The organism is Acidimicrobiales bacterium (assembly GCA_025455885.1).
GTDB lineage: Bacteria > Actinomycetota > Acidimicrobiia > Acidimicrobiales > Acidimicrobilacustridaceae > Rhabdothermincola_A.
In genome coordinates, this window is the sequence record JALOLR010000020.1 from 14,991 (window position 1) to 38,778 (window position 23,788).

Here is a 23,788-nt window from a genome sequence, read left to right on the forward strand (position 1 = left end):
GCGCCCGCGACTCGGGATTCTGACACCCACGTCAGGGTCGGAATGTAGCGTCTGTCCCGACGACTCCGGGGAGCAGGGGGCCGCAGTGGGCGATCCGCAGCCATGACCGCGCTGACGACGCTCGCCGGCGCACGCGTCCTGGTGACCGGTGCGTCCTCCGGGATCGGCGCCGCCCTGGCGCCGACGCTGGCCCGCCACGGCGCCACCGTGGGCCTCGTCGCCCGTCGCAGCGACCGCCTCGAGGCCGTGGCCGACGAGTGCCGCCGCCACGGTGGCGACCACCGCACGTGGACCGTCGACCTCGCCGATCCCGAGCGCGCCGCCGCGCTGGCCGTCGAGGCCTGGGAGGCGTTCGGCCACATCGACGCCCTCGTCAACAACGCCGCCCGACCGATGCGGCGCGCCGTCACCGACCTCGACGTAGAGACCGTCGAGGCGGTGATGCGCACCAACTTCCTCTCGCCGGTGGCCATGACCCTCGCCGTCCTGCCCCGCATGCGGGCCCGCGGCGTCGGTGTGGTCCTCAACGTGTCGAGCCTGGGGGGCCGCCTCGGCATCCCCCACGAGGCGGCGTACTGCGCGTCGAAGTTCGCCCTCTCGGGGTGGTCGGAGGCGATGGCGATGGACCTCGCCGGCTCCCCGGTCGCCGTGCGCCTCGTCACCCCCGGAGCGATCGACACCGAGATCTGGGACCAGCCCGGGAACGAGCCGGCCGCGTTCGACGGGCCCTTCGAGCCGCCCGGGACCGTGGCCGAGGCGATCTGCGACGCGTTGCTGGGCGACCGGTTCGAGACCTACGTGCCCGACCTGAAGGCGGTCGCCGAGTTCAAGACCGCCGACATCGACACCTTCCTGGCCAGCGCCGCGGCGATGGTGCCCCGACAGGATCCGACCGACACGGAAGGCGAGACCTGATGCGAGCGCTCCAGTTCCTCACCGACCCCGAGCCGTGGCCCGAGGCGCTGCCCGACGACGCCCCACGGCTGCTGCGCAACCTCGCCACCGTGCCGATGGCCCTCGTCGACCTCGACGACCCGACCGTGCTGGCCGACGACTGGCTGGTGCTGCGCAACCGGCTCACGGGGATCTGCGGCTCCGACTCCAAGCAGATCCTGATGGACTTCGACGACGCCGACGACAACCCGATGACGGCGTTCATCTCCTTCCCCCAGGTGCTCGGCCACGAGGTGGTCGGCACCGTGGAGACCACCGGGCCCGCGGTGCGCGACCTCGACGTCGGCCAACGGGTGGTGCTGTACCCGAACCTGGGCTGTCGCCCCCGGGGCGTCACGCCCCTGTGCCCGGCGTGCGCCGCGGGCGACTTCTCGATCTGCGCGAACTTCCACGTCGGCCGGCTGTCGCCCGGCATCCACACCGGCAACGCCGCGGAGGCCACCGGGGGTTTCGCCGAACGGTTGCCGCTGCACACCTCGATGGCCTTCCCGGTGCCCGACGGGATCCCCGACGAGGTCGCCGTCCTCGCCGACCCGTGGTCGGTGTCGTTCCACGCCATCACCCGCAACCCGCCCGCGCCGGGCAGCCGGGTCGTCGTGCACGGCGCCGGCGCGCTCGGCACGACCGCCACGGCGATCCTCACCCAGCTCCACCCCGACGTCGACGTCGCCACCGTCGCCCGCTGGCCGGGGCAGGCCGAGGTGGCGCGCCGCATGGGTGCCACGGTGTTCGACGCCGGGCCCGAGGACGCCCTCCTCGAACAGCTCGCCGAGTGGTCGGGCGCCACGCTGCGACGGCCCTGGAACGGGCTCCCGGTGGCCTGGCCGGGAGCCGTCGACGTGGTCTACGACACCGTGGGCGCGCCGTCGACGGTGGAGGTGGCGCTGCGGATCCTCCGCGAGCGGGGCACCCTCGTGCAGCTCGGCGTGAGCGCGCCGGCCCGCTTCGAGTGGACGCCCTGGTACTTCAAGGAGCTGCGCCTGGTCGGGTCGAACGCCTTCGGCGACGAGACGTTCGAGGGGCGGCGCCGCCACGCCTTCGAGCACTACTTCGAGCTGCTCGACGCCGGCCGCATCGACCTCTCGGGGATGCTCACCCACCGGTTCCGTCTGGAGGAGTGGCGCGAGGCGTTCACCACGATCGTCGACCAGGGACGGACCGGGGCGATCAAGGTGGCCTTCGACTTCCGTTGACGCTCAGCGCGCCGTGCGGTCGAGCAGGCGCCGGGCCGTGCCCCCGAGGAACAGCGCCATGGCCTCGTCGTCGAGGTCGAGGTCCCGGGCCTCGGTGATCGACCGGGCCATCGGGAACCACGGGTCGTCGCTGCCCCACAGCACCCGACCCCGCCCCGTGGACGACCCCATGTACCGCAGGAGGGCCGGGTCGAGGTAGCGGGGGGCGTAGGCGGTGCAGGAGAGGTAGAGGGTGTCCCACTTGCGCATGTAGTTGACGAGTAGCTCCTCGAAGGGGTGGCCCATGTGGGCGCCGATGACCACGAGGTCGGGGAAGTCGATGAGCACGTCCTCGAGCAGCTCGGGGTGCTGCACCCGGGAGCGCACCCGCGGCCCGGGGATCCCGACGTTGATCGCCACGGGCAGCCCGAGCTCCTCGCACACCTGGTACACCGGGTAGTGCTTCGGGTCGTCGATCGCCACCTGGGTGAAGAGCGGGGCGATGCGCACCATGGCCAGGCGAGGGTGCTCGGCGAGCTCACGGATCCGCTGCACGTTGCGGGTGGGCCGGGAGGGGTCGGCGACCATGGCCGCCACGAGGAACCGCCCCGGGTGGGCGTCGGCGACCTCGAGCGCCGCGCCGACCCCGGCCCTCGTGAGCCCGGGGGTGAGCACCGCGGTCGCCACCCCGTTGGCGTCCATGCGGTCGAGGAGCTCGGTGACGGCCACGCCGCCGCGACCGTCGCCGCCGAGGTACCCGGGGATGTGGGCGTTCTTCTCCTCGGCGAGGAACTCGGCGGCGCTCTCAGGGGTCGTGAGGTTGACCCAGATGTCCACGACGTCGCGCTCCACGACCGCCCCCTCCCTCGTCGACCCGCCGGCCTGCGGACCGCTTCTGACGCTAACGTCAGGTAGAGCTGGAGGCCAGCGGCCGCGCCGTCGCCACGAGGAGCGCGACCCGACCGCACGGCCCGACGCGAACTGGACGAACGGGGGATCCGCCGTGACCGTGGGAACCGACGAGCGCTTCGTGGTCATCTCCGCCGACTGCCACGCCGGCGGGTCGATGGAGACCTACGGGGAGTACCTCGACCCGGCGTACCGGGAGGACTTCGCGACGTGGCGGGCGGCGTACAAGAACCCGTTCCGCGACCTGCAGAGCCCGGGCCGCACCCGCAACTGGGACAGCGACCAGCGCATCGCCGAGCTCGAGGCCGACGGCCAAGTGGCCGAGGTGGTGTTCCCGAACACCGTCCCGCCGTTCTTCCCGACCGGCGCCCTGGTGGCCCGACCGCCCACGGCCGCCGACCTCGATCAACGGTGGGCCGGGCTGCGGGCCCACAACCGCTGGCTGGCCGACTGGTGCGGGGCCGAACCGAACCGTCGAGCGGGCATCGCCCAGGTGTTCCTCAACGACGTCGACCGGGCCGTCGAGGAGGCGCACTGGGTCGCCGGGAGCGGCCTGCGGGGCGGCATCCTGATCCCGGCGGTACCCGACGACGCCGGGATGGACCCGCTCTACTCCTCCACCTACGACCCGCTGTGGGAGGCCTGCCAGGACCTCGACCTGGTGGTCAACTCCCACTCCGGCAGCGGCCACCCCGACTACGGCTCGTACCCGTCGTCGTCGATGATCTGGGCCATCGAGACCGAGTGGATGGCCCACCGGCCGCTGTGGCACATGATCATGAGCGGGGTCTTCGAGCGCTTCCCACGACTGCGCTTCGTGCTCTCCGAGCAGGGCTGTTCGTGGCTCCCGGGCACCCTCGCCCAGCTCGACGGGATGCACTTCGCGGCGTCGACGGGACGGGCCGGCGAGCTGAAGCTCGACGCCGACGCCCACCTGCCCCTGCGCCCCAGCGAGTACTTCGAGCGCAACGTGTGGATCGGCGCCAGCTTCCCCGGGCCCCGCGACGCCCGGGCGATGCGCAAGCTCGGGCTGCACAAGGTGATGTGGGGCAGCGACTACCCGCACCACGAAGGGGTGAGCCCCTTCACCCGCGAGCACCTCCGCCGCACCTTCGAGGGGTGGACGACCGCCGAGCTCGACCAGGTGCTCACCACCACCGCGGCCGAGGTCTACGGGTTCGACGTCGACGCGTTGGCGCCCCGGGCGGAGGCGGTGGGGCCGACCGCGGCCGAGCTGGCCGCACCGCTGACCGAGATCCCCGCCGGCGCCACCAGCCCCGCCTTCTATCAATGACGGCGCCCTCGTCGCGGCGCTCCTCGGGACGCGATGTGAGGCGGGACGCTGGCGCTTCCCCCGCCTCACTCCACCGCACCCCCTCCCCACGCCTGGCCTCGTGCACGGCGCCCTCGTCGCGGCGCTCCTCAGGACGCGACCTGAGGGCCAGGGCGCAGCCGGTCCCCTAAGGTGACACGCATGTCAGAGACGGGGGGTGACGGGCCCGGCGGACGACCGGTGGCCCTGGTGACCGCGACCTGTCGGGGACCGGGCCTCGACCGGCTCCACGAGGTGTGCGACGTGCACTACGAGCCCTGGCTCGACGCCACCACCATGCACCTCCTCGACCCGGCGTCCCTCGCCGCCCGGATCGACGAGCTGGGCGCCACGGTCGTCGTGGCCGAGGCCGACCCGGTGAAGGGCGAGGTCCTCGACCGACCGCTGCGGGTCATCGGCTCGACCCGGGGCGATCCCACCAACGTCGACGTCGCCGGCGCCACCGAACGAGGCATCCCCGTGCTGCGCACGCCCGGCCGCAACGCCGACGCGGTCGCCGAGCTGACCGTCGCCCTGCTGTTCGCGGTGACCCGCGGCATCGTGCCCGCCGACGCCGACCTGCGCGCCGACCGGGTCTTCGTCGACGGCACCATCCCCTATCAGCGCTATCGCGCCTGGCAGGTGGCGGGACAGACGGTGGGGATCATCGGGCTCGGCGCGGTCGGCCGGGCGGCGAAGTGGCGCTTCGAGGGGCTCGGCATGAACGTGGTGTCGTTCGACCCCTACTCCCCCGAGGCGACCCACGCCTCGCTCGACGAGATGCTGCCCGAGGCCGACGTGGTGTCGATGCACGCCGCTCCGACCCCCGAGACGTTCGGGCTGATGAGCGGGGCCCGCTTCCGGGCCATGAAGCCCGGCTCGGTGTACCTGAACTCGGCACGGGCCGCCCTGCACGACCTCGACGGGCTGGTGGCCGCGTTGGAGTCCGGCCACCTGGCCGGCGCCGGGCTCGACCACTTCGACGGCGAACGACTCCCGGCCGGGCACCCGCTGCTCGGGATGCGTCAGGTGGTGCTCACCCCCCACATCGGCGGGGCGACCTACGACACCGAGGCCAACCACACCGCCATGGTCGCCGACGACATCGCTCGGCTCTTCGCCGGCGAACGACCTCTCCACTGCGTGAACCCGGAGACCCTGCCATGACCCGCGTGAACGGCGCCCCTCTCGAGGACGTGCGCATCTCGGTGCTCACCGCCGCCAAGGCCATGCACGCCAAGGGCCTGGTCGAGGGCACCGCCGGCAACGTATCGGGCCGTGTCGACGACGGGACGGTGGTGGTGACCCCCTCGTCGCTCGGCTACGAGGAGATGACCCTCGACGACCTGGTCGTCGTCGACCTCGACGGCGAGGTGGTGGCCGGCGAACGCTCACCCACCTCGGAGAAGGGCGTGCACCTGGCCGCCCTGGCCGCGTACCCGGAGGTCGGCGGCGTCGTCCACTGCCATGCCCGCTACGCGTCGATGTACGCCGTGGCCCACCGGCCGATCCCCGCGGCGATCGACGAGTTCGTGGTGTACATCGGCGGCGACGTGCCCTGCGGCGGCTACCACGCCTCGGGCAGCGCCGGCCTCCCCGCCGAGGTGGCGGGGCACCTGGCCGAGCGGTCGGCGGCGCTGATGGCCAACCACGGCCTCGTGACCATCGGCAAGTCGGTCGACGACGCCCTCCACTCCGCGCTCGTCGTCGAGCACAACGCCCACATCATGTGGGGCGCCCACCTGCTCGGCGGGGTCGTCGAGCTCACGCCCGAGGCGCACGCCCAGTTCCGGGGGTACTACGAGTTCATCCGCGGCAACCTGTGGATGCCGGCGTGAACGTGGCGACCGCCGAGGACGTGATCTCCTACGGTGGCCGCCTCGCCGTCCTCGCCGCCGAGCGCCCTGACGACACCGCAGTGGTGGCGCTCGCCCTCGACGGCTCCGAGACCGCCCTCACGTGGGCGCAGTTCGAACGGCGGGCCAACCAGATCGGGCGGGCCATGGCCGAGCGGAGTGTGGTCCCGGGCGATCGGGTGGCGCTCGCCCTGCCGAACTCCTGTGACGCCGTCGCCGCGATCTTCGCGACCTGGAAGCTCGGCGCCGTGCCAGTGCCGGTGCGCTGGGACCTCCCGGACTGGGAGCGGGGTCGGATCCTCGAGGTCGTCGACGCCGCGCTCGTGGTGGGCACCGAGGACCACGACTGGCTGGCCGCGTCGACGAGCCTCGACGACGGGCCGCTCGACGGGCCGGTCTCGCCGCACACCCACGGCATCTGCAGCAGCGGCTCGACGGGCCTGCCCAAGATGATCCTGATGGAGAACCCGGCGGTCTGGAACCCCGAGATCGGCAAGCCGTTCGTCGAGGGCTGGAAGGAGGTCCCGCGGCCGCAGACGGTCCTGATGGCGACGACGCTGTACCACACCAACGGCTTCGCCACGATGCTCAACGTGCTGGCCGGCGACACGCTCGTCACCCTCGAGAAGTTCGACGCCGCCCGCATCGTCGACCTCGTGGAGCGGCACCGCGTCACCACCATCACCGCCACCCCCACCATGCTCCAGCGCATCGTCGATCTGCCCGGCGTGGACGATCGCGACCTGAGCTCGCTCGAGTGGGTCCTGCAGGGCGCGGCGGTGATCCCGCCGTCGCTCGTGCACCGGGTCATCGAACTGATCGGGGCCGAGCGGTTCTTCATGGCCTACGGGATGACCGAAGGCCTCGGCCTCACCGCGTTGCGGGCCGACGAGTGGCTGACCCACCAGGGCAGCGTCGGGCGTGGGTACCGGGGCACCGAGGTGCGCATCGCCGACGCCTCCGGCGAACCGGTTCCGTCGGGCGAGATCGGCGAGATCTACCTCCGTTCGCCGATGAGCGGGATGTACCGCTACGTGGGCGGGGCGCCGCCGCTGCCCACCACCGACGACGGGTTCTCCACGGCCGGCGACATGGGCTGGATGGACGAGGACGGCTACCTGTACATCGCCGATCGACGCGTCGACATGATCATCACGGGCGGGGCCAACGTCTTCCCGGCCGAGGTGGAGAGCGCCCTCGTCGAGCACCCGGAGATCGTCGACGTGGTGGTCATCGGGCTGTCCGACCCGGAGTGGGGACGCCGGGTCCACGCCATCGTCGAGCCCCGGGACTCCTCGGCGCCGCCCGACGCCGCCGAGGTGATCGCCTTCGCCAAGACCCGCCTGGCCGCCTACAAGGTGCCCAAGTCGGTCGAGGTCGTCGAGCGGATCCCGCGCAGCGCGTCCACGAAGATCAGCCGGGCGGCGCTGATCGCCGAGCGCGGTGGCTGAGCGCCGATCGCCCGTCACCCCCGAGGGCCGCTGATGGGGTTCGCGCCGCAGTACGCCGGGCCGCACGACCCCGTCGCGTCCACCCCGCCGCGTCGACCGGGGTGGGTGCGCCGCACCACCACGATCGACACCACCCGGCCGGAGGGGCTGGACGGCCCGGCCCTCGTCGACGCCCGCGGTCGGGACCTGCTCACCGGCGACGACGGCGCGCCGCTCGTCATGGCGTCCACCTCGTTCGGGGCCCGTCTCGCCGCGGGGTCGGGAACCGTCGAGGAGGTGGCCGGCTCCGTGCGCCCCCTGGCCCTGGCGGGCCTCGTGGGCCTGGGCGTGGCGGCGGGGTTCCGGGCCCGGGCGGCCGAGGCGCTGGCCGGCTTCCCCGACGACGACCCCGAGGCGGTGCTGCTCGCCCAACTCCTCGACGACCTGCCCGGGGCGTCGCTGGTCTCGGGGTTCGCCATGCAGCACGCCGCCACCACCGCCGGGACAGGATCGCGACCGCCCGGAGAGCGGGCGGTCGCACCAGGTGGATCGGACGGGTCCGAGGCGGAAGCGGAACCACCCGACCACGACCGACTGCAGGGTCAGGCCGACCTGTGCGCGGGCTGGGCCGGCGACTCGGTGATGTTCACCACCCTGCGCCGGACAGGGGTGATCATGACCCCGCTCGGGCCGCCCGCACCGGCCATCGGGGTGCTCGACGACCCCGACGCCTGGCACGACACCGCGCCGCTCCCCCCGCACGGCATGCGCCGCCTGCGACGCCTCGACGTCGGGCCGGTTGCGCCCGACGGCACCGCCGCCGTCGAGGTGCACTTCCGCGACAGCCACGTCGACGGCGACGGCCTCGAGACCTGCGTGCACGAGTACCTGGTCACGGCCACCGTCGACACGGTCGGCTCGACGATCGTGGCGATCGCCACCGAGGCCCGCGTCCTCCCCTGGCAAGAGTGTCCCGGTGCGGTGGGCAGCGCCGGTCGCGTCGTGGGCATGCCCCTCGAAGGGCTCCGCCGGACGGTCCGCACCGAGCTCACCGGCTCGTCGACGTGCACGCACCTGAACGACACGCTGCGATCACTCCAGGACCTCCCCCACCTGGTGCGGCTTCGCGACCCGGGCCGCTGAGCTCAGCGGTGCCCCTGCACCCTCAGAGGCGCTCCGCCGGCACCGGGACGGCCCGCGCCGTGGCGTGGGTCGTCAGCCGGCCCGTGCTCACGTCGGTCAGCTCGACCAGCGCCGTCGCGTCGGGGCCGTGGCCCACGACGCGGACCGCGGAGCGGATCGGGCCGGTGCGGTTCTGGGCCAGGTAGCGCACGTGCAGGTCGGTCACGTACGCCGGGCCACCCCACGTGGCCCCCAGCGCAGCCTCCGCGGCGGCCTCCACGAGCGCCGCCACCATGGCGCCCTGGAGTGCACCGGCAGGGTTGCGCAGGTCGGGACGCACGTCCACCTCGACGACCCCCGCCGCAGCGTCGAGCACCCGCAGTCCCATCGCCTCGGGGAGGGGCTCCTCGATCGGCGTGATCCGGTCCCAGCGGTTGCGGGCGACGTCGGGATCGAACGGGTGCTTCGGGGGGTCGTCCTCCCGGCGGTCCACCCGGGTGAAGCCGCCCGCCCCGTAGCCCACCTCGACGCCGTCGGCGCCGACGAGGCGGGCCGAGCAGGTGGCCGAGCGCCGCCCGTCGCGCAGGACGGTCGGGCGGACGTCGATCCACTCGGGCGGGTCGGTCAGCGGCATCCGCACCACGAGGTCGGAGGTGAACGTCCACCGCTCGGGGTCGCTGTCGACGGCCACGCCGGTGGCGGCGTCGACGGCGAAGCTCATCACGCTGGTCCGCAGCGCCCCGTGCACGCACGTCGTGGGGACGGGGGTGATGCGGAACACGAGCCGGCCGTCCTCGACACGGCTCGTGGTCCCCAGTCGACTCGGGATCGAGGTCGCCAGGGGTGAGATGTCGGTCATCGGTCCTCCGGGGCAGACGGACCTCCCAACATATGACACTGGCGTCAGGTAGCGCCTACGGTGCCGGGTCGCCGGGTGGTCACCCGGCGCGACTCGACCTTGGAGGGGCAGTGGAGCTCAGCGGACGTTCAGCGATCGTGACCGGCGGCGCCGGCGGACTGGGTGCGGCGACAGTTCGTCGGCTCACCGAGGCGGGTCTGGGCGTGGTCGTGTTCGACCAGAACGCCGACGGCTCGGAGAAGCTGGTCAGCGAGCTCGGACGGGGCGCCGCGGTGTCCGGCGACGTGACGAGCGAGGACGACGTCGCGGCCGCCGTCGCCGCCGCCGAGGCCATGGGCCCCCTGGCGGTGGTCGTGAACGTGGCCGGCGGCGCCACGGGCGGGGGCCGCACGCTCTCGCGTGACAACTCGCCGCACTCGATGGAGGTGTTCACGTCGACCATGGCGATGAACGCCTTCGGCACGTTCAACGTCACCCGGATGGCGGCGTCGGCCATGGCCGCCAACGAGCCGGACGAGAACGGCCAGCGAGGCGTGGTGGTCAACACCGCGTCGATCGCCGGCCTCGAGGGCCAGGCCGGGCAGGTGGCCTACGGCGCCGCCAAGGCCGCCATCCTCGGCATGACCCTTCCCATCGCCCGGGACCTCGCCCCCGTGGGCATCCGGGTGTGCGCCATCGCCCCGGGCACCATGGGGACGCCCATCATGATGAGCATCAACGACGAGATGAAGGAGAAGCTCACCTCGAGCATCCAGTTCCCCAAGCGGATGGGCAAGCCCGAGGAGTTCGCCCAACTGGTGTTGAGCATCGTCGAGAACCCCTACCTGAACGGCGAGAACATCCGCCTCGACGGGGCCCTGCGGTTCCCGCCGAAGTAGCCGAGGGGCCGCGCCGCCCTCAGGCCCGTACGTCGTAGTCGGTGCTCGCGGCGAGCTCGGCGGCGCCGGCCATCAGCCCGAGGACGATGTCGCCGAACATGTTCAGCTTGGGGTCGTCGCCGGCGCGCTGGAAGCCCTGCTCCAACACGATGGCCAGCTTCCAGCGGGCCAGCACGTTGTAGTAGTCGATGTCGTCGACCTGGCGTCCGGACGCCTCGGCGTAGTGGGCGAGCAGCTCGGAGCGTCCGGGCATCCCGGTGAGGTCGACGTAGCCGCCCTCGACCTCGCTCGTGTCCTCCGGCCAGCTCTGCACGACCCAGGCCAGGTCGAGCTTGGGGTCCCCGACGGTCCCCATCTCCCAGTCGACGATGGCCGCCAGCCGCGCCGGTGCGCCGTGGCGGAACATGACGTTGGCGAACTGGTAGTCGCCGTGCATGAGCCCGGGCACGAAGTCGATCGGGCGATGCGTGTCGAGCCAGGCGGTGGCCTCGTCGAAGCCGGGGAGCTCACGGCCCTTGATCCTCTCGAGGAACGCGGTCCACCGCGGCACCTGGCGGTCGTGGAACCCGTCGGGACGACCGAGGTCGCCGAGCCCCCGCCCCTGCCAGTCGACCCTCGACAGCCGGGCGATCCCCTCGACGAGCTCGAAGGCCAGGCCCCGGCGGGCCTCCACGTCCTCCAGGAACGGTGACGGCCAGTCGGGGGCGTCCATGGGCGACCACCCGTCGACGAAGCCCATCATGTAGAAGGTGCGGCCGAGCACCGACGGGTCGTCGCACACCGCTACGGCCTCGGTGTGGGGCACGTCGGTGCCGTCGAGGGCCTCGATGATGCGCCATTCGCGCATGATCCCGGCGTCGCGGCTGTCGGGGGCCGTCGGCGGGGGGATGCGCAACACGGCCCGCAGGTCGCCGCGGGTGATCTCGTAGATCTCGTTCTGGCTGCCGCCCGAGATGTAGCGAGCCCCCGGGGCCCCGGAGCCGGGGAGGTCCTGGGTGTCCATCCACGCGCCGAGGGCGGCGGTGTCGATGGTGGGGGCGTCGAGGTCGCCGAAGAGCCGTCCGGTGTCGCTCACAGGTTGCCCACCTCGAGCTCGAGCAGGTCGGCGAACTTGGCCTTGGCCGCCTCGCGCTTCTTGGGCAGGTGCTCGGTGGGCCACAGGTCGTCGCTCGGGCGGTAGTCGCGGAGCACCTGGCGGGCGATGGTCACCTTGTGGACCTCGGTGGGGCCGTCGGCGAGGCCCATCACCGAGGAGGTGAGCAACATCCCGGCGAGGGGCATCTCGTTGGACACGCCGAGCGCACCGTGGACCTGGATGGCCCGCTGCGCGACGTTCATCAACAACGTGGGCATGGCGACCTTGACGGCGGCGATCTCCTTGCGGACCCGCCGGTAGTCCTTGTACCGGTCGATGGCCCACGCCGTCTGGAGCACCATGAGGCGGAACTGCTTGATCTCGACGTAGCTGTCGGCGATGTAGCCCTGCACGAACTGCTTGTCGGCGAGGAGGCTGCCCTGGGTCTCACGGCTGAGGGCCCGCTCGCACATCATGTCGAACGCCTTGTTGCACATGCCGATGGTGCGCATGGCGTGGTGGATGCGCCCGCCGCCGAGGCGGGTCTGGGCGATGGCGAAGGCCTGGCCCTCGCCGCCGAGCAGCGCTTCGGGGGGCACCCGGACGTTGTCGTAGTGGATGAGGGCGTGGCTGCCCTCGTCCTCGGACTCCCCGGCCAGCCCGGTGTTGCGCACGATGTTCACGCCGGGCGTGTCGGTGGGGACGAGGAACATCGACATGCCCTGGTAGGCGCTCACGTCGGGGTTGGTGACGACCATGACGATGAGGAACGACGCCGTGCGGGCGTTGGAGGAGAACCACTTCCACCCGTTGATGACCCACTCGTCGCCGTCGAGCTCGGCCCGGGTGGTGAACATGGTGGGGTCGGCCCCGGCGTGGGGTTCGGTCATCGAGTAGCACGAGAACATCTCGCCCGACAGCAGCGGGTCGAGGTACTGCTTCTTCTGGTCGTCGGTGCCGTAGTGGGCGATGATCTCGGCGTTGCCGGTGTCGGGGGCCTGGGTGCCGAAGATCGTGGGGGCCCAGCCGGAGCGGCCCAGGATCTCGTTCATGAGCGAGAGCTTGAGCTGGCCGTAGCCCTTCCCGCCGAGGTCCGGACCGAGGTGGGCGGCCCACAGGTCGTGGTCGCGCACCTGTTGCTTGAGGGGGTCGACGATGCGGCGCAGCTCGTCGCTGAGCGGGGTGAAGGCCAGCCCGGGGAACATCAGGTCGAGGGGCTCGATCTCGTCGTGGACGAAGGTCTCGACCCAGTCCAGCTTCTCCTGGAACTCAGGATCGGTCTCGAAATCCCAGGCCATCAGGCCTCCCCCTCGTGTCGGTGTGCGGTCGTGTGCTCGAACGAAGGCTGACGTGATCGTTCGAAACGCGGCCCGCCCATCTAAGCAGGTGCCCCACCCGGGTGTCCCGCCGACCGACCGCACCCCTGCGGCACCCTCCCGCGGAACGCTACGGTCCCGCCGATGATCACCTTGGCCAGCATCGACGACGTGACCGACAGGGTGGGCCAGGAGCTCGGCCACAGCGACTGGGTGGAGATCACCCAGGAACGCGTGGACACCTTCGCCGATGCCACCGGCGATCACCAGTGGATCCACGTCGACGTGGACCGGGCCGCCGAGGGGCCCTTCGGCACCACCATCGCCCACGGCTACCTCACCCTCTCACTCGGGCCGGCGCTGCTGCACGACGTCGTCGAGTGGCGCAACACCCGGATGGGCATCAACTACGGGCTCGACAAGGTGCGCTTCCCGGCGCCGGTCCCGGTCGGGTCGAGGGTGCGCCTCGCCGCCACCCTCGTGGCGGCCGAGCCGGTGGGCGACGACGGCGTGCAGGTCGCCCTCCGGACCACGTTCGAGATCGAGGGTGGCACCAAACCGGCGTGCGTGGCCGACCTGGTGCTGCGCTACTTCTTCTGACCCCGCCGGGGCCCGTCGGCGCCCGTCGTCGCGCCGGGCGGTCGGCGGGGGCTCACATGACCCCTTCGCCGGCCCGCACCCTGGCCCGGAGCTCGCCGGCGAGCACCCGGCGGTGGTGGGCCGCGTCGCCGTAGGCGAGCTGGGCGACCTGAGCCCGCTTCAGGTACAGGTGCAGGTCGTGCTCCCAGGTGAAGCCGATGCCCCCGTGCACCTGGAGCCCCGAGGACATGACCCGCTTGGAGGCGTCGGCGGCCCACACCTTGGCCGTGGACGCCGCCGCAACGAACCCGGGGTCGTCGGCGGCGCACGCCCAGGCGCCGTACCAGGTGGTCGAGCGGATGCCCTCGACGTCGACGAGCATGTCGGCGCACCGGTGCTTCACGGCCTGGAAGCTCCCGATCGGGGCCCCGAACTGCACCCGGTCCTTGGCGTACTCCGTGGCCATCTCGAGGATGCGGTCGCTGCCGCCGAGCAGCTCGGCCGACGACGCCACCGCCCCCAGGGAGGTGAGGCGGACCGACTCGGCCGGACCGCCGAGGCGCACCGCCGGGGTGTGGTCGAGGTCGAGCCACGACAGCGACCGCGTGAGGTCCATCGCCGGCAGCGGCGCCGGGCGCCGATCGGGAGGCTGCTCGACGAGGTACACGCCGTCGGGCACCACCACCACGACGAGGTCGGCCACCGCCGCCGCCTCCACCGGGCCGAGGCGCCCGCTCAGGGTGGGCTCGTGCACGACGCCGCCCACGACGAGGGCGGTGGGGTCGGCCGACCACGCCACCGCGCCGATCGACTCACCGGCCACGATGGCCGCCACCCGGTCGGCGTGCTCGGGCCGCCCGACCAGGGCGGCGAGGGCGACGAGCACGGGTGTGAGCGGTACGGGCGCGACGTGGCGACCGAGCTCGGTGAGCAGCACGGCGGCCTCCACCCAGCCGAGGCCCAGCCCCCCCTCGTCCTCCGGGACGGCGATCGCGGGCCATCCCTGGTCGACCATCGCCGACCAGAGCGCCCGGTCGTAGGGCGCGCCGGTGGCGAGGTGGGCGCGCACCTCGGTGGGGCCGGAGAGCCCGGCGAGGAGGTCGGCGGCCCCGTCACGGAGGGCGACCTGGTCGGCGGACAGGTCGAACTCCATGGGCCGAATACTATGACGCCGGTGTCAGAACCGCGGAGCCGTCGATGGACCTGAGCCCGACCGGCGACGAGGAGACCTTCCGCGCCGAGGTCCGGGGGTGGCTCGTCGAGCACCTCCCCTGGGAGTACGGCACGGGGCTGCCGCCCCGCTTCGACGACCTGGCTGACGAGGTGCGCTTCGGCCGCGACTGGCAGGCGAAGCTGGCCGGCGGTGGCTGGGTGGGCGTGGCGTGGCCCACCGAGTACGGGGGCCGCGGCGCCGGACCGGTGGAGCACTTCATCGTGCAGGAGGAGCTGGCCCGGGCCCGGGCCCCCGAGATGGTGGGGCGCATCGGCATCAACCTGGCCGGCCCGACCCTGATGGCCCACGGCACCGACGACCAGAAGCGGCGCTGGCTGCCCCGGATCCTCGACGCCGGCGAGATGTGGTGCCAGCTCTTCAGCGAGCCGGGTGCCGGCAGCGACCTCGCCGGGGTCGCCACCCGGGCGGTGCCGGTGGAGGGCGGCTGGGTGCTGAACGGCCAGAAGGTCTGGACCTCCTACGCCCAGTTCGCCGACTGGGGCGTGTGCCTGGCCCGCAGCGACCCCGCCGCCCCGAAGCACAAGGGCATCTCCTACCTGGTCGTCGACATGCACGCCCCGGGCGTGGAGGTGCGCCCGTTGGTGCAGCTCACCGGCGAGGCCGAGTTCAACGAGGTGTTCTTCACCGACGTGTTCGTGCCGCACGACCAGCTGATCGGCCCCGAGCACGAGGGGTGGATGGTCGCCAACTCCACGCTCTCCCACGAGCGGGGCACGAACCCCCGCCAGTTGGTGATCCACGTGCAGCTCCTCGAGGAGCTGGTGCGCCTGGCGGTGGCCAACGGGGCGATGGACGACGTGCGTCTCCAGCAGCGGCTGGCCCAGGCCTACGTGGAGGTGCGCCTCTTCCAGCTCCACAACCTGCGCAGCATCAGCCGGCTGTCCCAGGGCCTCGACCCCGGACCCGAGGGGAGCGCGCTGAAGCTGTACTGGAGCGAGATGTCGAAGCGGTTCCACGACACCGTGATGGCCGTGCTCGGCGACGCCGCCCCCCTGTGGCGCGACGCCGCCGACAACCCCGGCGGCGGCGAGTGGCAGCGGTCGTGGCTCTACTACCAGGCGTCCTCGGTGTGGGCCGGCACCAACGAGATCCAACGCACCATCCTGGGCGAACGGGTCCTCGGCCTGCCCCGCCCGCCCAAACCGCCCCGGCGCGAGCCCGCCGCAGCAGCCTCCAGAGGAAGTGAGTCGTCGAATGGCTGATCCCGTCGTCGAATACGCGGTGCAGGGCCACGTGGCCACCGTCACCATGAACCGCCCCGAGGTGGCCAACGCCCAGGACACCGCGCTCATCGACGCCCTCGACGCCTGCTTCGACGCCGCCGACGCCGACGACGAGGTGCGGGTGGTGATCTTGGCCGGGGCCGGGAAGCACTTCTCCTCCGGCCACGACCTCAAGGCCCTCGTCGGTGACACCGAGCCAGACGAGTGGCGCCTCCTGCGGGCCACGCCGGAGGGCAAGTTCCGCCACGAGCAGGTCATGTACTACGACCGCTGCCGGCGCATCTACTCGTTCCGCAAGCCGACCATCGCCGCCGTGCAGGGGTCGTGCGTGGCCGCCGGGCTGATGCTGGCGTGCATGTGCGACCTGATCGTCGCCGCCGACGACGCCACCTTCCAGAACCCGGTGCTGCGCATGACCGGGGCCGGCGTGGAGCTGTTGGTGGAGCCGTGGGAGCTGGGGGTGCGCAAGGCCAAGGAGTTCCTCTGGACCGGCGAGAAGCTCGACGCCCAGGAGGCGTGGCGACTCGGGATGGTGAACCGGGTCGTGCCCCGCGACGAGCTGATGGAGCGCACCGTCGAGCTGGCCGAGCGGGTGGCGCTGGTGCCGCCGGCCACCGCCCAGGTGACGAAGGACTCGCTCAACCACGTGTCGACCCTGATGGGCAAGGACGACTCGTGGAAGTACCACTTCATGGCGCATCACTGGATGCACAACACCGAGACGGCCACCTCGGCGCTGAAGGCCCGCTCGGCGAAGGCGTCGATGTCGGAGGTCTTCGCCGAGCACCGTGACGGGCCGGCGTGACCGACGAGGCGCACGACGACCCCCTGCCCCTCGAGGGGTTGCGGGTCATCGACGTGGGCACCCGCATCAGCGCCCCGTTCTGCGCCGGGCTGCTCGGCGACATGGGCGCCGAGGTCGTCAAGATCGAGGACCCTCGGGGCGGGGACTTCATGCGCTCCATCGGCCCGTTCGCCCCGACCGACGACGACGGTCCGGGCTACTCGATGTGGTGGGCGGTCGAGGGCAGGGGCCGCATGGGGATCACCCTGAACCTGCGCGACGCCGAGGGCCAGGAGCTGTTCCGTCGTCTGGTGGCCACCGCCGACGTGGTGTGCGAGAACTTCCGCCCGGGCGCCATGGAGCGCTGGGGCATCGGGCCCGGCGACTGCGACCCGCGCCTGGTGTGGGCCCGCATCAGCGTGTTCGGCCAGGACGGCCCCTACTCGCCGCGCACCGGCCTCGACCGCATGGGCATCGCCTACGGCGGCCTGCTCCAGCTCACCGGCTACCCCGACCGGCCGCCGGTGCGTCCGGGGGTGTCGATCTCGGACTACCTCACCGGCACCTTCGCCGCCGAGGCGGTGGTCGCGGCGCTCTACCGGCGGGACCGACCGGGCGGCACCGGCCGGGGTGGGGTGGTCGACGCGCCCTTGTACGGCTCGATCCTGCGGGTCATGGAGTGGACGATCGCCGCCCACGACCGCCTGGGCGTGGTGCGCGAGCGCGAGGGCAACCGGATGGCGACCAGCGCGCCGCTCGACAACTACCCGACCGCCGACGGCGCCTACGTCTGCGTGGTGGGCGGGTCGAACGTGAACTTCGCCCGGCTGTGCGCGGCGATGGGCCGCCCCGAGCTGGCCGACGATCCGCAGTGGGCGACGCTGGCGAAGCGGGCGGAGCGCTCCGACGAGATCAACGACCTCGTGGCCGCCTGGACGAGTTCGCTCACCGCGGCCGAGGTCGAGGCGGCGTGCATCGCCCACGAGGTGCCGGTGGGCACCGCCTACAGCGCCGCCGACATGGTGGCCGACCCCCACTTCGCGGCCCGCGGCGACCTCGTGACCGTCGACGACCCGGTGGCCGGGCCCCACCTGCAACAGGCGCCCTATCCACGCCTCGACGGACGCCGGCCCGAGGCCCCGGTCGCCGCACCGGCCCTCGGCGAGCACAACGACGAGGTGTGGGGCGGCCTCGTCGGCCTCTCCCCCACCGAGCTCGCCGACCTCCGCTCCCGCGGGGTCATCTGACGGCAGGGGACGGCGGTGACAGCCCCGAACGGCAGTCCCCCTCGCGCCGTCGGCCGTCAGCTCCGGTTCGCGGTTCCCGGGAAGTCCGGGGTCCGCTTCTCCTTGAACGCCGCCATGCCCTCGGCCATCTCCGGGGACACCGCGGCCATCGCCTGGGCCTGGGCCTCACGGTCGAGCGACGGGGCGAGCTCGGTCTCGAACGACGCGTTCAACAGCTGCTTGGACAGCCCCAGCGAACGGGTGGGCCCGGCGGCCAGACGCACCGCGAGGGCGTCGGCCTCGGCGGCGAGCGCCTCGACCGAGTCGGCGCAGCGATAGGCCAGCCCCAACGCCACCGCTTCGGCCCCCACCGCGCCCTCCCCGAGCATCACCATCGCCTTGGCCCGGGGCAGTCCCACCAGGCGGGGCAACAGGTACGCCCCGCCGGCGTCGACCACGAGCCCCCACTTGGCGAAGGACCACACGAACCGCGTCTCGGGCTGCACGAGCACGAAGTCACAGGCCAGCGCCAGGTGCGCCCCGGGGCCGACGGCGGTTCCGTTCACCGCCGCCACCGTCGGCTTGTCGAGCTCCCACAGCTCACGGATGAACGCCTGCACCCCCACCCGCAGCGCCTCACTCGTCGTGCGCGGATCGAACGCCGAACCGCCGGCCTCGCTCACCGTGGAGGCCCGCAGGTCCATGCCTGCGCAGAAGGCGTCACCGACCCCCGTGATCAAGAGCGCCCGCACGTCGGCGTCGGCGCGGGCCCGGCGCACCGACGCCACGATGTCGTCGCGCATCTCGACGGTGAGGGCGTTCTTCGCGTCGGGACGGTCCAACGTGATCCGGGCGACGTGGTCGCCCCCCACCTCGTAGCGAATCATGACGCCGACGTTAGCCACACGCTGCTCGGATAGGTTGCCCGCCGATGGCCGACAAGGTGTGCTCGCTCGACGACGCCATGACCCACGTGCGACCCGGCGACGCCATCCACGTCGTCACCAACCACTCCCGTTGGACCGCCGGCGCGCGCCACCTGGTGCGCCACTTCTGGGAGCGCGACCCGCAGTTCACCCTCGTCATGCTCAGCCTGTCGAGCCTCGGCGCGCTGTTCTTCCGCGGCGGGCTCGTGAAGCGGGTGATCACCGGCTACTCCGGCGACGTGTTCCCCAACTTCACCCCGAACCCCTGGTTCGCGAACGCCTACCTGGCCGGCGAGGTCGAGGTGGAGCACTGGTCGTTCCTGACCTTCGCCCAACGCCTGGAGGCGGCGGCCCGCGGCCTGCCCGCCGTGACCACCGGGTCGCTCGTCGGCTCCTCGATGGCCGACAACCCCGGCTACGCCCGCGTCGACACCCCCTTCGGCGAGGTCGGCTTGGTCGAGGCCTACGCCCCGGACGTCACGCTCCTGCACGCCCCGATCGCCGACCGCGACGGCAACCTGGCCTTCGCCGCCCCCCGCCTCGAGGGGGTGTGGGGGGCCCTCGCCGCCCGACGGGGCACCATCGCCACCGCGGAGCGGATCGTCGACGACATCCGCCCGTGGTCGCACCTGGTGCTGGTGCCCGGCCACCGGGTGCTGTCGGTGACCGAGACCCCGATGGGCGCCCACCCCGGCGGGTTGTTCGCCCGCGACGTGCCCGTCGACGCCTACGGCGAGGACCTCGCGTTCTGGGCCGAGGCCCGCGACGCCAGCCACGGTGACGACTTCGACGCCTGGATCCGCCGCTGGGTGCTCGAACCCGCCGACCAGCACGACTACCTCGACCGCCTCGGCCCCGACCGGATCGCCGGGCTGCGCGACCGGGCCGAACCCGACTCGTGGCGCGCCGACGAGGCCGCCCACCCGCCCGACCTCGACGCCCCGGTGAACGCCTGGGAGCGCGCCGCGGTGTTCGGGGCCCGCCACCTCGCCGACCGGATCGTCGCCACCGGCGCCGACGGCGCGCTGGCCGGGGCCGGGGTGGCCAACCTGGCCACCTGGCTCGGCGTCGAGAAGGCCCGCGACCGGGGCTCCCAGGTGGTCCTCACCGCCGAGCTCGGGCTGTGGGGCTATGAGCCCACCGACGCCGACCCGTTCGTGTTCAACCACCGCAGCTTCCCCACCGCCACCATGCTCGGCGACGCCGACCAGGTGCTCGGCGCCCTCGTCGGCGGCCCCGGCACCACCCTGCTCGCCTGCCTCGGCGCCGCCCAGGTCGACCGCTTCGCCAACATCAACTCCACCGTCATCGGCGACAAGGTGTTCCTCGTCGGCTCCGGGGGCGGCAACGACGTGGCCACCAGCGCCGACGAGGTGGTCGTCATGACCACGCTCACCTCCCGGCGGATCGTGGCCGACGTCGGCTACGTCACCTCCCCCGGCACCCGGGTGTCGGCGCTGGTCACCGACCTCGGCACCTTCACCCCGCAGGCCGACGGCGAGCTGGCCCTCGTCGCCGTCGCCCCCGGCGAGGGCCCCGTCGAGGCACGGGTGGAGCTGATCCGATCACGGTGCCCGTGGCCGCTGGTGGTCGCCGACGACCTCGCCGAGCTCGACCCGCCCGACCCGGCCGAGGTGACGCGCCTGCGCCGCTGGGACCCCGAAGGCCTGTTCCTGCGACCCGACGCCTGACGAGACCGCCCTCAGCCGAGGATGCGGTCGTCCCACCCCGCGGCGACCGTGCCCCGCCCGCGCGACAGCGAACCGCCCACGTAGTTGCGCTGGGCCTCCACCGTCCCGGCGCCGATGCACAGACCGCGGATGTCGCGGTACGCCCGCTCCACCGGGTACTCGTGGCTGTACCCGTAGCCGCCGTGGATCTGGATGGCCTCGTCGCAGACGTACTTCGCGGCGAGGTTGGCGGCCGACTTGGCCAGCGCCGTCTCCATCGCCGGCGGGGTGCCGCCCTCGCCGGCCAGGCGCACCGCCCGACCCAACAGGAGCCGGGCCCCCTCGAGCTGCACCGCCATGTCGGCCAGCTTCCACTGGAGGCCCTGGAGCTCGGCGATCGGCCGTCCGTTCAGCTCCCGGTCGTTCATGTAGCGGATCGAGTGCTCGAGGGCGCCCTGGGCGGCACCGACGCACATCGAGGCGTTGCCGCACCGCTCGTGGTTGAGGTGGGCGAGCAGCACCTTGAACGCGTCGGTGGTGGCCGGGTCGCCGGCGAGGAGCACGTCGTCGGCGGTGACCTCCACCGCGTCGAAGGCGATCTCGGCCTCGGTGGCGGCGTGGATGCCCATGCCCTCGTGGCGGCCCGTGACCGAGACGCCGTCGCGGTCCATGGGCACGACGACCGCACCGATGCCCTTGGCCCCCTCACCCCCCGGCCAGCGGCACCACACCAGCACGCCGGCGGCCACGTGGCCGAGCGTGGAGTAGTTCTTGTACCCGTCGAGGCGCCAGCGGCCCGGGCCGTCGTCGGTGAGCGAGGCCCGCATGTTCTGCACCGCCGAGCCGGCGTCGGGTTCGGTGATGCCGATGCTGAGGATCGCCTCGCCGGAGGCCACCGCCGGCAGCCACCGCTCCTTCAACCCGTCACCACCGAGGTGCTCGATGCCCCGCGACGGGCCGTTGAAGGCGAGCTGGCACACCACCGCGGTGGATACGTCGTGGCGGGCGATCTCCTCGAGGACGATCGACGCCTCGACGTCGCCGTAGCCGAGCCCGCCCCACCGCTCCCCGATCGTGACCCCGAACAGGTCGGCGGCGGCGAGGGCCTTGATCGCCTCGGGCTGGAGCTCGTAGGAGGCGTCGCCCTGGCGGGCCCGGGGGGCCACCTCGCGGCGGGCCACCTCGCGCGCCAGAGCCCGCAGCGCCGCCTGGTCCTCGGTCTCCGCGAAGGGATCGACCCCCGTCGCCTTGGCCACCACGACCACCTCGATCTCGTGACAGGTCGAATCTGACGTTCGTGTCATACTACGCACCGGCCCGGGGGGAGCCGCCGTCGACGTCGGTCACGGCCAGGGGACCCCCGACACGATCGGGGAGCCTCGTGCTGCTGGAGAACCGCGTCGCCATCGTCACCGGAGCGGGCCGGGGCATCGGCCGTGAGTTCGCCCTCGAGCTGGCCCGCCAGGGAGCCGCCGTGGTCGTCAACGACCTCGGGGTGGGCCTGCGCGGCGACGACACCGACGAGGACCCGGCCACGTCGGTGTGCCGCGAGATCGAGGCCCTGGGCGGCCGGGCGACGCCGTCGCACGACTCGGTGACCGACTTCGACGCCGCGGGACGCATCGTGGCCACGGCCACCGACACCTTCGGGCGCCTCGACATCCTCGTCAACAACGCCGGCATCGTGCGCGACCGCACTCTGGTCAAGATGACCGAGGACGACTTCGACGCCGTGATCGCCACCCACCTCAAGGGCGCTTTCAACATGGCCCGCCACGCCGCCCCGGTCATGAAGGACGCCGGCTACGGGCGGATCGTGAACATCACCTCATCGGCGGGGCTGCGGGGCAACTTCGGACAGACCAACTACGGCGCCGCCAAGGCCGGGCTCATGGGGATGACCTTCGTGTGGGCTCTCGAGCTCGGGCGAGCCGGCATCACCGTCAACGCGCTGGCCCCGGCCGGGGCGACGCGCATGACCGCCGCCCTCGCCGGCGACGGCGAACCCGACCCCCGCCTCGACCCGGCCATGAACGCCCCGCTGGTCGCCTACCTCGCCTCCGAGCACGCCGCCCACGTGAACGGGCAGATCTTCGGGCGCACCGACTTCAGCTACACGCTCTTCCAGCACCCCAAGCAGATCGCCTGGATGAACCGCGACGGCGGGTGGGACACCGCCGCCGTGGCCGCCGAGTTCGACGGCGCCCTCGGGCAGCACCTCCAGAGCGTCGGCATGGTCATGCCCGCGGGCCTGTCCCAGGACTCGGCCCGGTCATGAGCGCCGTGACCGTCAACCACCTGGGGCTGTGCGTCACCGACGTCGACGCCTCGCGGCGCTTCTACGAGGCGGTGCTCGGCTTCGAGTTCGCCTACGAGATCCACCCGCCCGACCCGGTGTGCGCCACGCTGCTCGAGGTGCCCGAGCCGGTGGGGCTCTCGGCGGTGTACCTCACCAACGGGGCGTTCACCCTCGAGCTGCTCCACTTCGACCGGCCCGGGAACCCGCCGGCGACACGACGGGTGATGAACGAACCCGGCTTCACCCACCTGTCCTTCACCGTGGCGGACCTGGCCTCGGCCACCGCCGCGGTCAGGGCCCACGGTGGCGAGGTGCTCGACGCCACCGACGTCGGCCTGGCCGTCATGGTCCGCGACCCCGACGGCCAGCTCCTCGAGCTGCTGCCTGCCAAGGAGGCCTGAACGATGGACCTGGACGGGAAGGTGGCCCTGGTCACCGGGGCCAGCCGGGGGGTGGGTGCCGCCGTCGCCGTCGCCCTGGCCGAGGCCGGGTGCGCCGTCGCCGCCGCGGCCCGCTCGACCGCCGCGAGCCCCCAGCGCACGCCCGGCACCCTCGACGACACCGTGGCCCGGGTCGAGGCCGCCGGCGCCGACGCCCTGGCCGTGCCGACCAACCTGGCCGACCCCGCCGCCGTCGAGGCCATGGTGACCACCACCGTCGAGCACTTCGGCCGACTCGACGTGCTGGTCAACAACGCGGCCGTCACCTTCGTCGGCGACATCGACATCCCCCTCGCCCGCCACCAGCTGGTCATGGCGGTCAACCTCGACGCCCCGTTCCTCGCCACCCGCGTCGCCCGCCCCCACCTCGCCGCCGACGGCGGCGGCGCCATCGTGAACGTGTCGTCGGTGGCGGCCCTCTACCCCCACCCGGGCCTCATGTCCTACGGCATGAGCAAGGTGGCCCTCGAGCGCTTCACCGTCGACTGCGCCCGCCAGTTCCAGGACCAGGGCATCGCCGTCAA

At 72.7% G+C, this 23,788-nt stretch carries 23 protein-coding genes; 16 read left to right on the forward strand and 7 right to left on the reverse strand.

Annotated elements, in window-relative coordinates:
* Positions 1-102 precede the first annotated feature (102 nt).
* Positions 103-915 (forward strand): SDR family NAD(P)-dependent oxidoreductase, encoded by an 813-nt coding sequence (locus MUE36_14555; GenBank protein ID MCU0312153.1) that lies wholly within the window; start codon positions 103-105, stop codon positions 913-915.
* The gene (locus MUE36_14560) at positions 915-2,147 is read left to right on the forward strand and encodes an alcohol dehydrogenase catalytic domain-containing protein (protein MCU0312154.1); all 1,233 of its coding nucleotides are present in this window, start codon (positions 915-917) and stop codon (positions 2,145-2,147) included. The genes MUE36_14555 and MUE36_14560 overlap by 1 nt, the downstream gene beginning before the upstream one ends.
* A gap of 3 nt (positions 2,148-2,150) precedes the next feature.
* Here the strand turns inward: MUE36_14560 and MUE36_14565 are convergent, their stop codons facing one another.
* A complete protein-coding gene (locus MUE36_14565; GenBank protein ID MCU0312155.1) occupies positions 2,151-2,978 on the reverse strand; it encodes an amidohydrolase family protein in 828 nt (275 codons plus the stop codon).
* 151 nt (positions 2,979-3,129) lie between these two features.
* On the opposite strand from MUE36_14565, the gene MUE36_14570 reads away from it, so the two are divergent.
* The 5 genes from MUE36_14570 (at position 3,130) to MUE36_14590 (ending at position 8,776) form a co-directional block, all read left to right on the forward strand.
* A complete protein-coding gene (locus MUE36_14570) occupies positions 3,130-4,329 on the forward strand; it encodes an amidohydrolase (GenBank protein MCU0312156.1) in 1,200 nt (399 codons plus the stop codon).
* Positions 4,330-4,509: 180 nt separating this feature from the next.
* Positions 4,510-5,514, forward strand: coding sequence for a hypothetical protein (locus MUE36_14575; GenBank protein MCU0312157.1), 1,005 nt, complete (start codon positions 4,510-4,512; stop codon positions 5,512-5,514).
* The gene (locus MUE36_14580; GenBank protein ID MCU0312158.1) at positions 5,511-6,185 is read left to right on the forward strand and encodes a class II aldolase/adducin family protein; all 675 of its coding nucleotides are present in this window, start codon (positions 5,511-5,513) and stop codon (positions 6,183-6,185) included. The genes MUE36_14575 and MUE36_14580 overlap by 4 nt, the downstream gene beginning before the upstream one ends.
* A complete protein-coding gene (locus MUE36_14585) occupies positions 6,182-7,654 on the forward strand; it encodes an AMP-binding protein (GenBank protein ID MCU0312159.1) in 1,473 nt (490 codons plus the stop codon). The genes MUE36_14580 and MUE36_14585 overlap by 4 nt, the downstream gene beginning before the upstream one ends.
* 33 nt (positions 7,655-7,687) lie before the next feature.
* Positions 7,688-8,776, forward strand: coding sequence for a DUF2889 domain-containing protein (locus MUE36_14590; GenBank protein ID MCU0312160.1), 1,089 nt, complete (start codon positions 7,688-7,690; stop codon positions 8,774-8,776).
* A gap of 22 nt (positions 8,777-8,798) precedes the next feature.
* Here MUE36_14590 and MUE36_14595 read toward each other — a convergent pair whose 3' ends face one another.
* Entirely contained in the window at positions 8,799-9,614 is an 816-nt protein-coding gene (locus MUE36_14595) for a hypothetical protein (GenBank protein ID MCU0312161.1), read from the reverse strand.
* 137 nt (positions 9,615-9,751) lie between these two features.
* Between MUE36_14595 and MUE36_14600 the strand changes: the two genes are divergently transcribed.
* Positions 9,752-10,492 (forward strand): SDR family NAD(P)-dependent oxidoreductase, encoded by a 741-nt coding sequence (locus MUE36_14600; GenBank protein MCU0312162.1) that lies wholly within the window; start codon positions 9,752-9,754, stop codon positions 10,490-10,492.
* Positions 10,493-10,511: 19 nt separating this feature from the next.
* Here the strand turns inward: MUE36_14600 and MUE36_14605 are convergent, their stop codons facing one another.
* Together MUE36_14605 and MUE36_14610 are read right to left on the reverse strand one after the other, a co-directional pair.
* Positions 10,512-11,567 (reverse strand): phosphotransferase family protein, encoded by a 1,056-nt coding sequence (locus MUE36_14605; GenBank protein ID MCU0312163.1) that lies wholly within the window; start codon positions 11,565-11,567, stop codon positions 10,512-10,514.
* Positions 11,564-12,865: an acyl-CoA dehydrogenase family protein gene (locus MUE36_14610; GenBank protein ID MCU0312164.1), complete on the reverse strand. Its 1,302-nt coding sequence runs from the start codon at positions 12,863-12,865 to the stop codon at positions 11,564-11,566. Before MUE36_14610 ends, MUE36_14605 begins: the two co-directional genes overlap by 4 nt.
* Before the next feature lie 162 nt (positions 12,866-13,027).
* Between MUE36_14610 and MUE36_14615 the strand changes: the two genes are divergently transcribed.
* Entirely contained in the window at positions 13,028-13,483 is a 456-nt protein-coding gene (locus MUE36_14615) for a MaoC family dehydratase (GenBank protein MCU0312165.1), read from the forward strand.
* A gap of 52 nt (positions 13,484-13,535) precedes the next feature.
* Here the strand turns inward: MUE36_14615 and MUE36_14620 are convergent, their stop codons facing one another.
* A complete protein-coding gene (locus MUE36_14620) occupies positions 13,536-14,615 on the reverse strand; it encodes an acyl-CoA/acyl-ACP dehydrogenase (protein MCU0312166.1) in 1,080 nt (359 codons plus the stop codon).
* 44 nt (positions 14,616-14,659) lie between these two features.
* Between MUE36_14620 and MUE36_14625 the strand changes: the two genes are divergently transcribed.
* The 3 genes from MUE36_14625 to MUE36_14635 are packed head-to-tail and all read left to right on the forward strand — an operon-like array spanning position 14,660 to position 17,950.
* Positions 14,660-15,898 carry an acyl-CoA dehydrogenase family protein gene (locus tag MUE36_14625; GenBank protein ID MCU0312167.1) on the forward strand — a complete coding sequence of 413 codons (1,239 nt, stop codon included), beginning with the start codon at positions 14,660-14,662 and terminating at the stop codon, positions 15,896-15,898.
* Positions 15,891-16,724 carry an enoyl-CoA hydratase gene (locus MUE36_14630; protein MCU0312168.1) on the forward strand — a complete coding sequence of 278 codons (834 nt, stop codon included), beginning with the start codon at positions 15,891-15,893 and terminating at the stop codon, positions 16,722-16,724. The genes MUE36_14625 and MUE36_14630 overlap by 8 nt, the downstream gene beginning before the upstream one ends.
* On the forward strand, positions 16,721-17,950 hold the full coding sequence (locus tag MUE36_14635; GenBank protein MCU0312169.1) for a CoA transferase: 1,230 nt from the start codon (positions 16,721-16,723) through the stop codon (positions 17,948-17,950). The genes MUE36_14630 and MUE36_14635 overlap by 4 nt, the downstream gene beginning before the upstream one ends.
* Before the next feature lie 56 nt (positions 17,951-18,006).
* Here MUE36_14635 and MUE36_14640 read toward each other — a convergent pair whose 3' ends face one another.
* Entirely contained in the window at positions 18,007-18,816 is an 810-nt protein-coding gene (locus MUE36_14640) for an enoyl-CoA hydratase-related protein (protein MCU0312170.1), read from the reverse strand.
* A gap of 44 nt (positions 18,817-18,860) precedes the next feature.
* Here MUE36_14640 and MUE36_14645 point away from each other — a divergent pair, with 44 nt between their 5' ends.
* Positions 18,861-20,546, forward strand: coding sequence for a hypothetical protein (locus MUE36_14645; protein ID MCU0312171.1), 1,686 nt, complete (start codon positions 18,861-18,863; stop codon positions 20,544-20,546).
* A gap of 11 nt (positions 20,547-20,557) precedes the next feature.
* On the opposite strand, the gene MUE36_14650 is transcribed toward MUE36_14645, so the two are convergent.
* A complete protein-coding gene (locus MUE36_14650) occupies positions 20,558-21,829 on the reverse strand; it encodes an acyl-CoA dehydrogenase family protein (protein ID MCU0312172.1) in 1,272 nt (423 codons plus the stop codon).
* Between the two features lie 77 nt (positions 21,830-21,906).
* On the opposite strand from MUE36_14650, the gene MUE36_14655 reads away from it, so the two are divergent.
* The 3 genes from MUE36_14655 to MUE36_14665 all read left to right on the forward strand — a co-directional run.
* A complete protein-coding gene (locus MUE36_14655; protein MCU0312173.1) occupies positions 21,907-22,803 on the forward strand; it encodes an SDR family NAD(P)-dependent oxidoreductase in 897 nt (298 codons plus the stop codon).
* A complete protein-coding gene (locus MUE36_14660) occupies positions 22,800-23,225 on the forward strand; it encodes a VOC family protein (protein ID MCU0312174.1) in 426 nt (141 codons plus the stop codon). Before MUE36_14655 ends, MUE36_14660 begins: the two co-directional genes overlap by 4 nt.
* A gap of 3 nt (positions 23,226-23,228) precedes the next feature.
* A partial coding sequence (locus tag MUE36_14665) for an SDR family NAD(P)-dependent oxidoreductase (GenBank protein ID MCU0312175.1) occupies positions 23,229-23,788 on the forward strand: 560 nt, incomplete at its 3' end.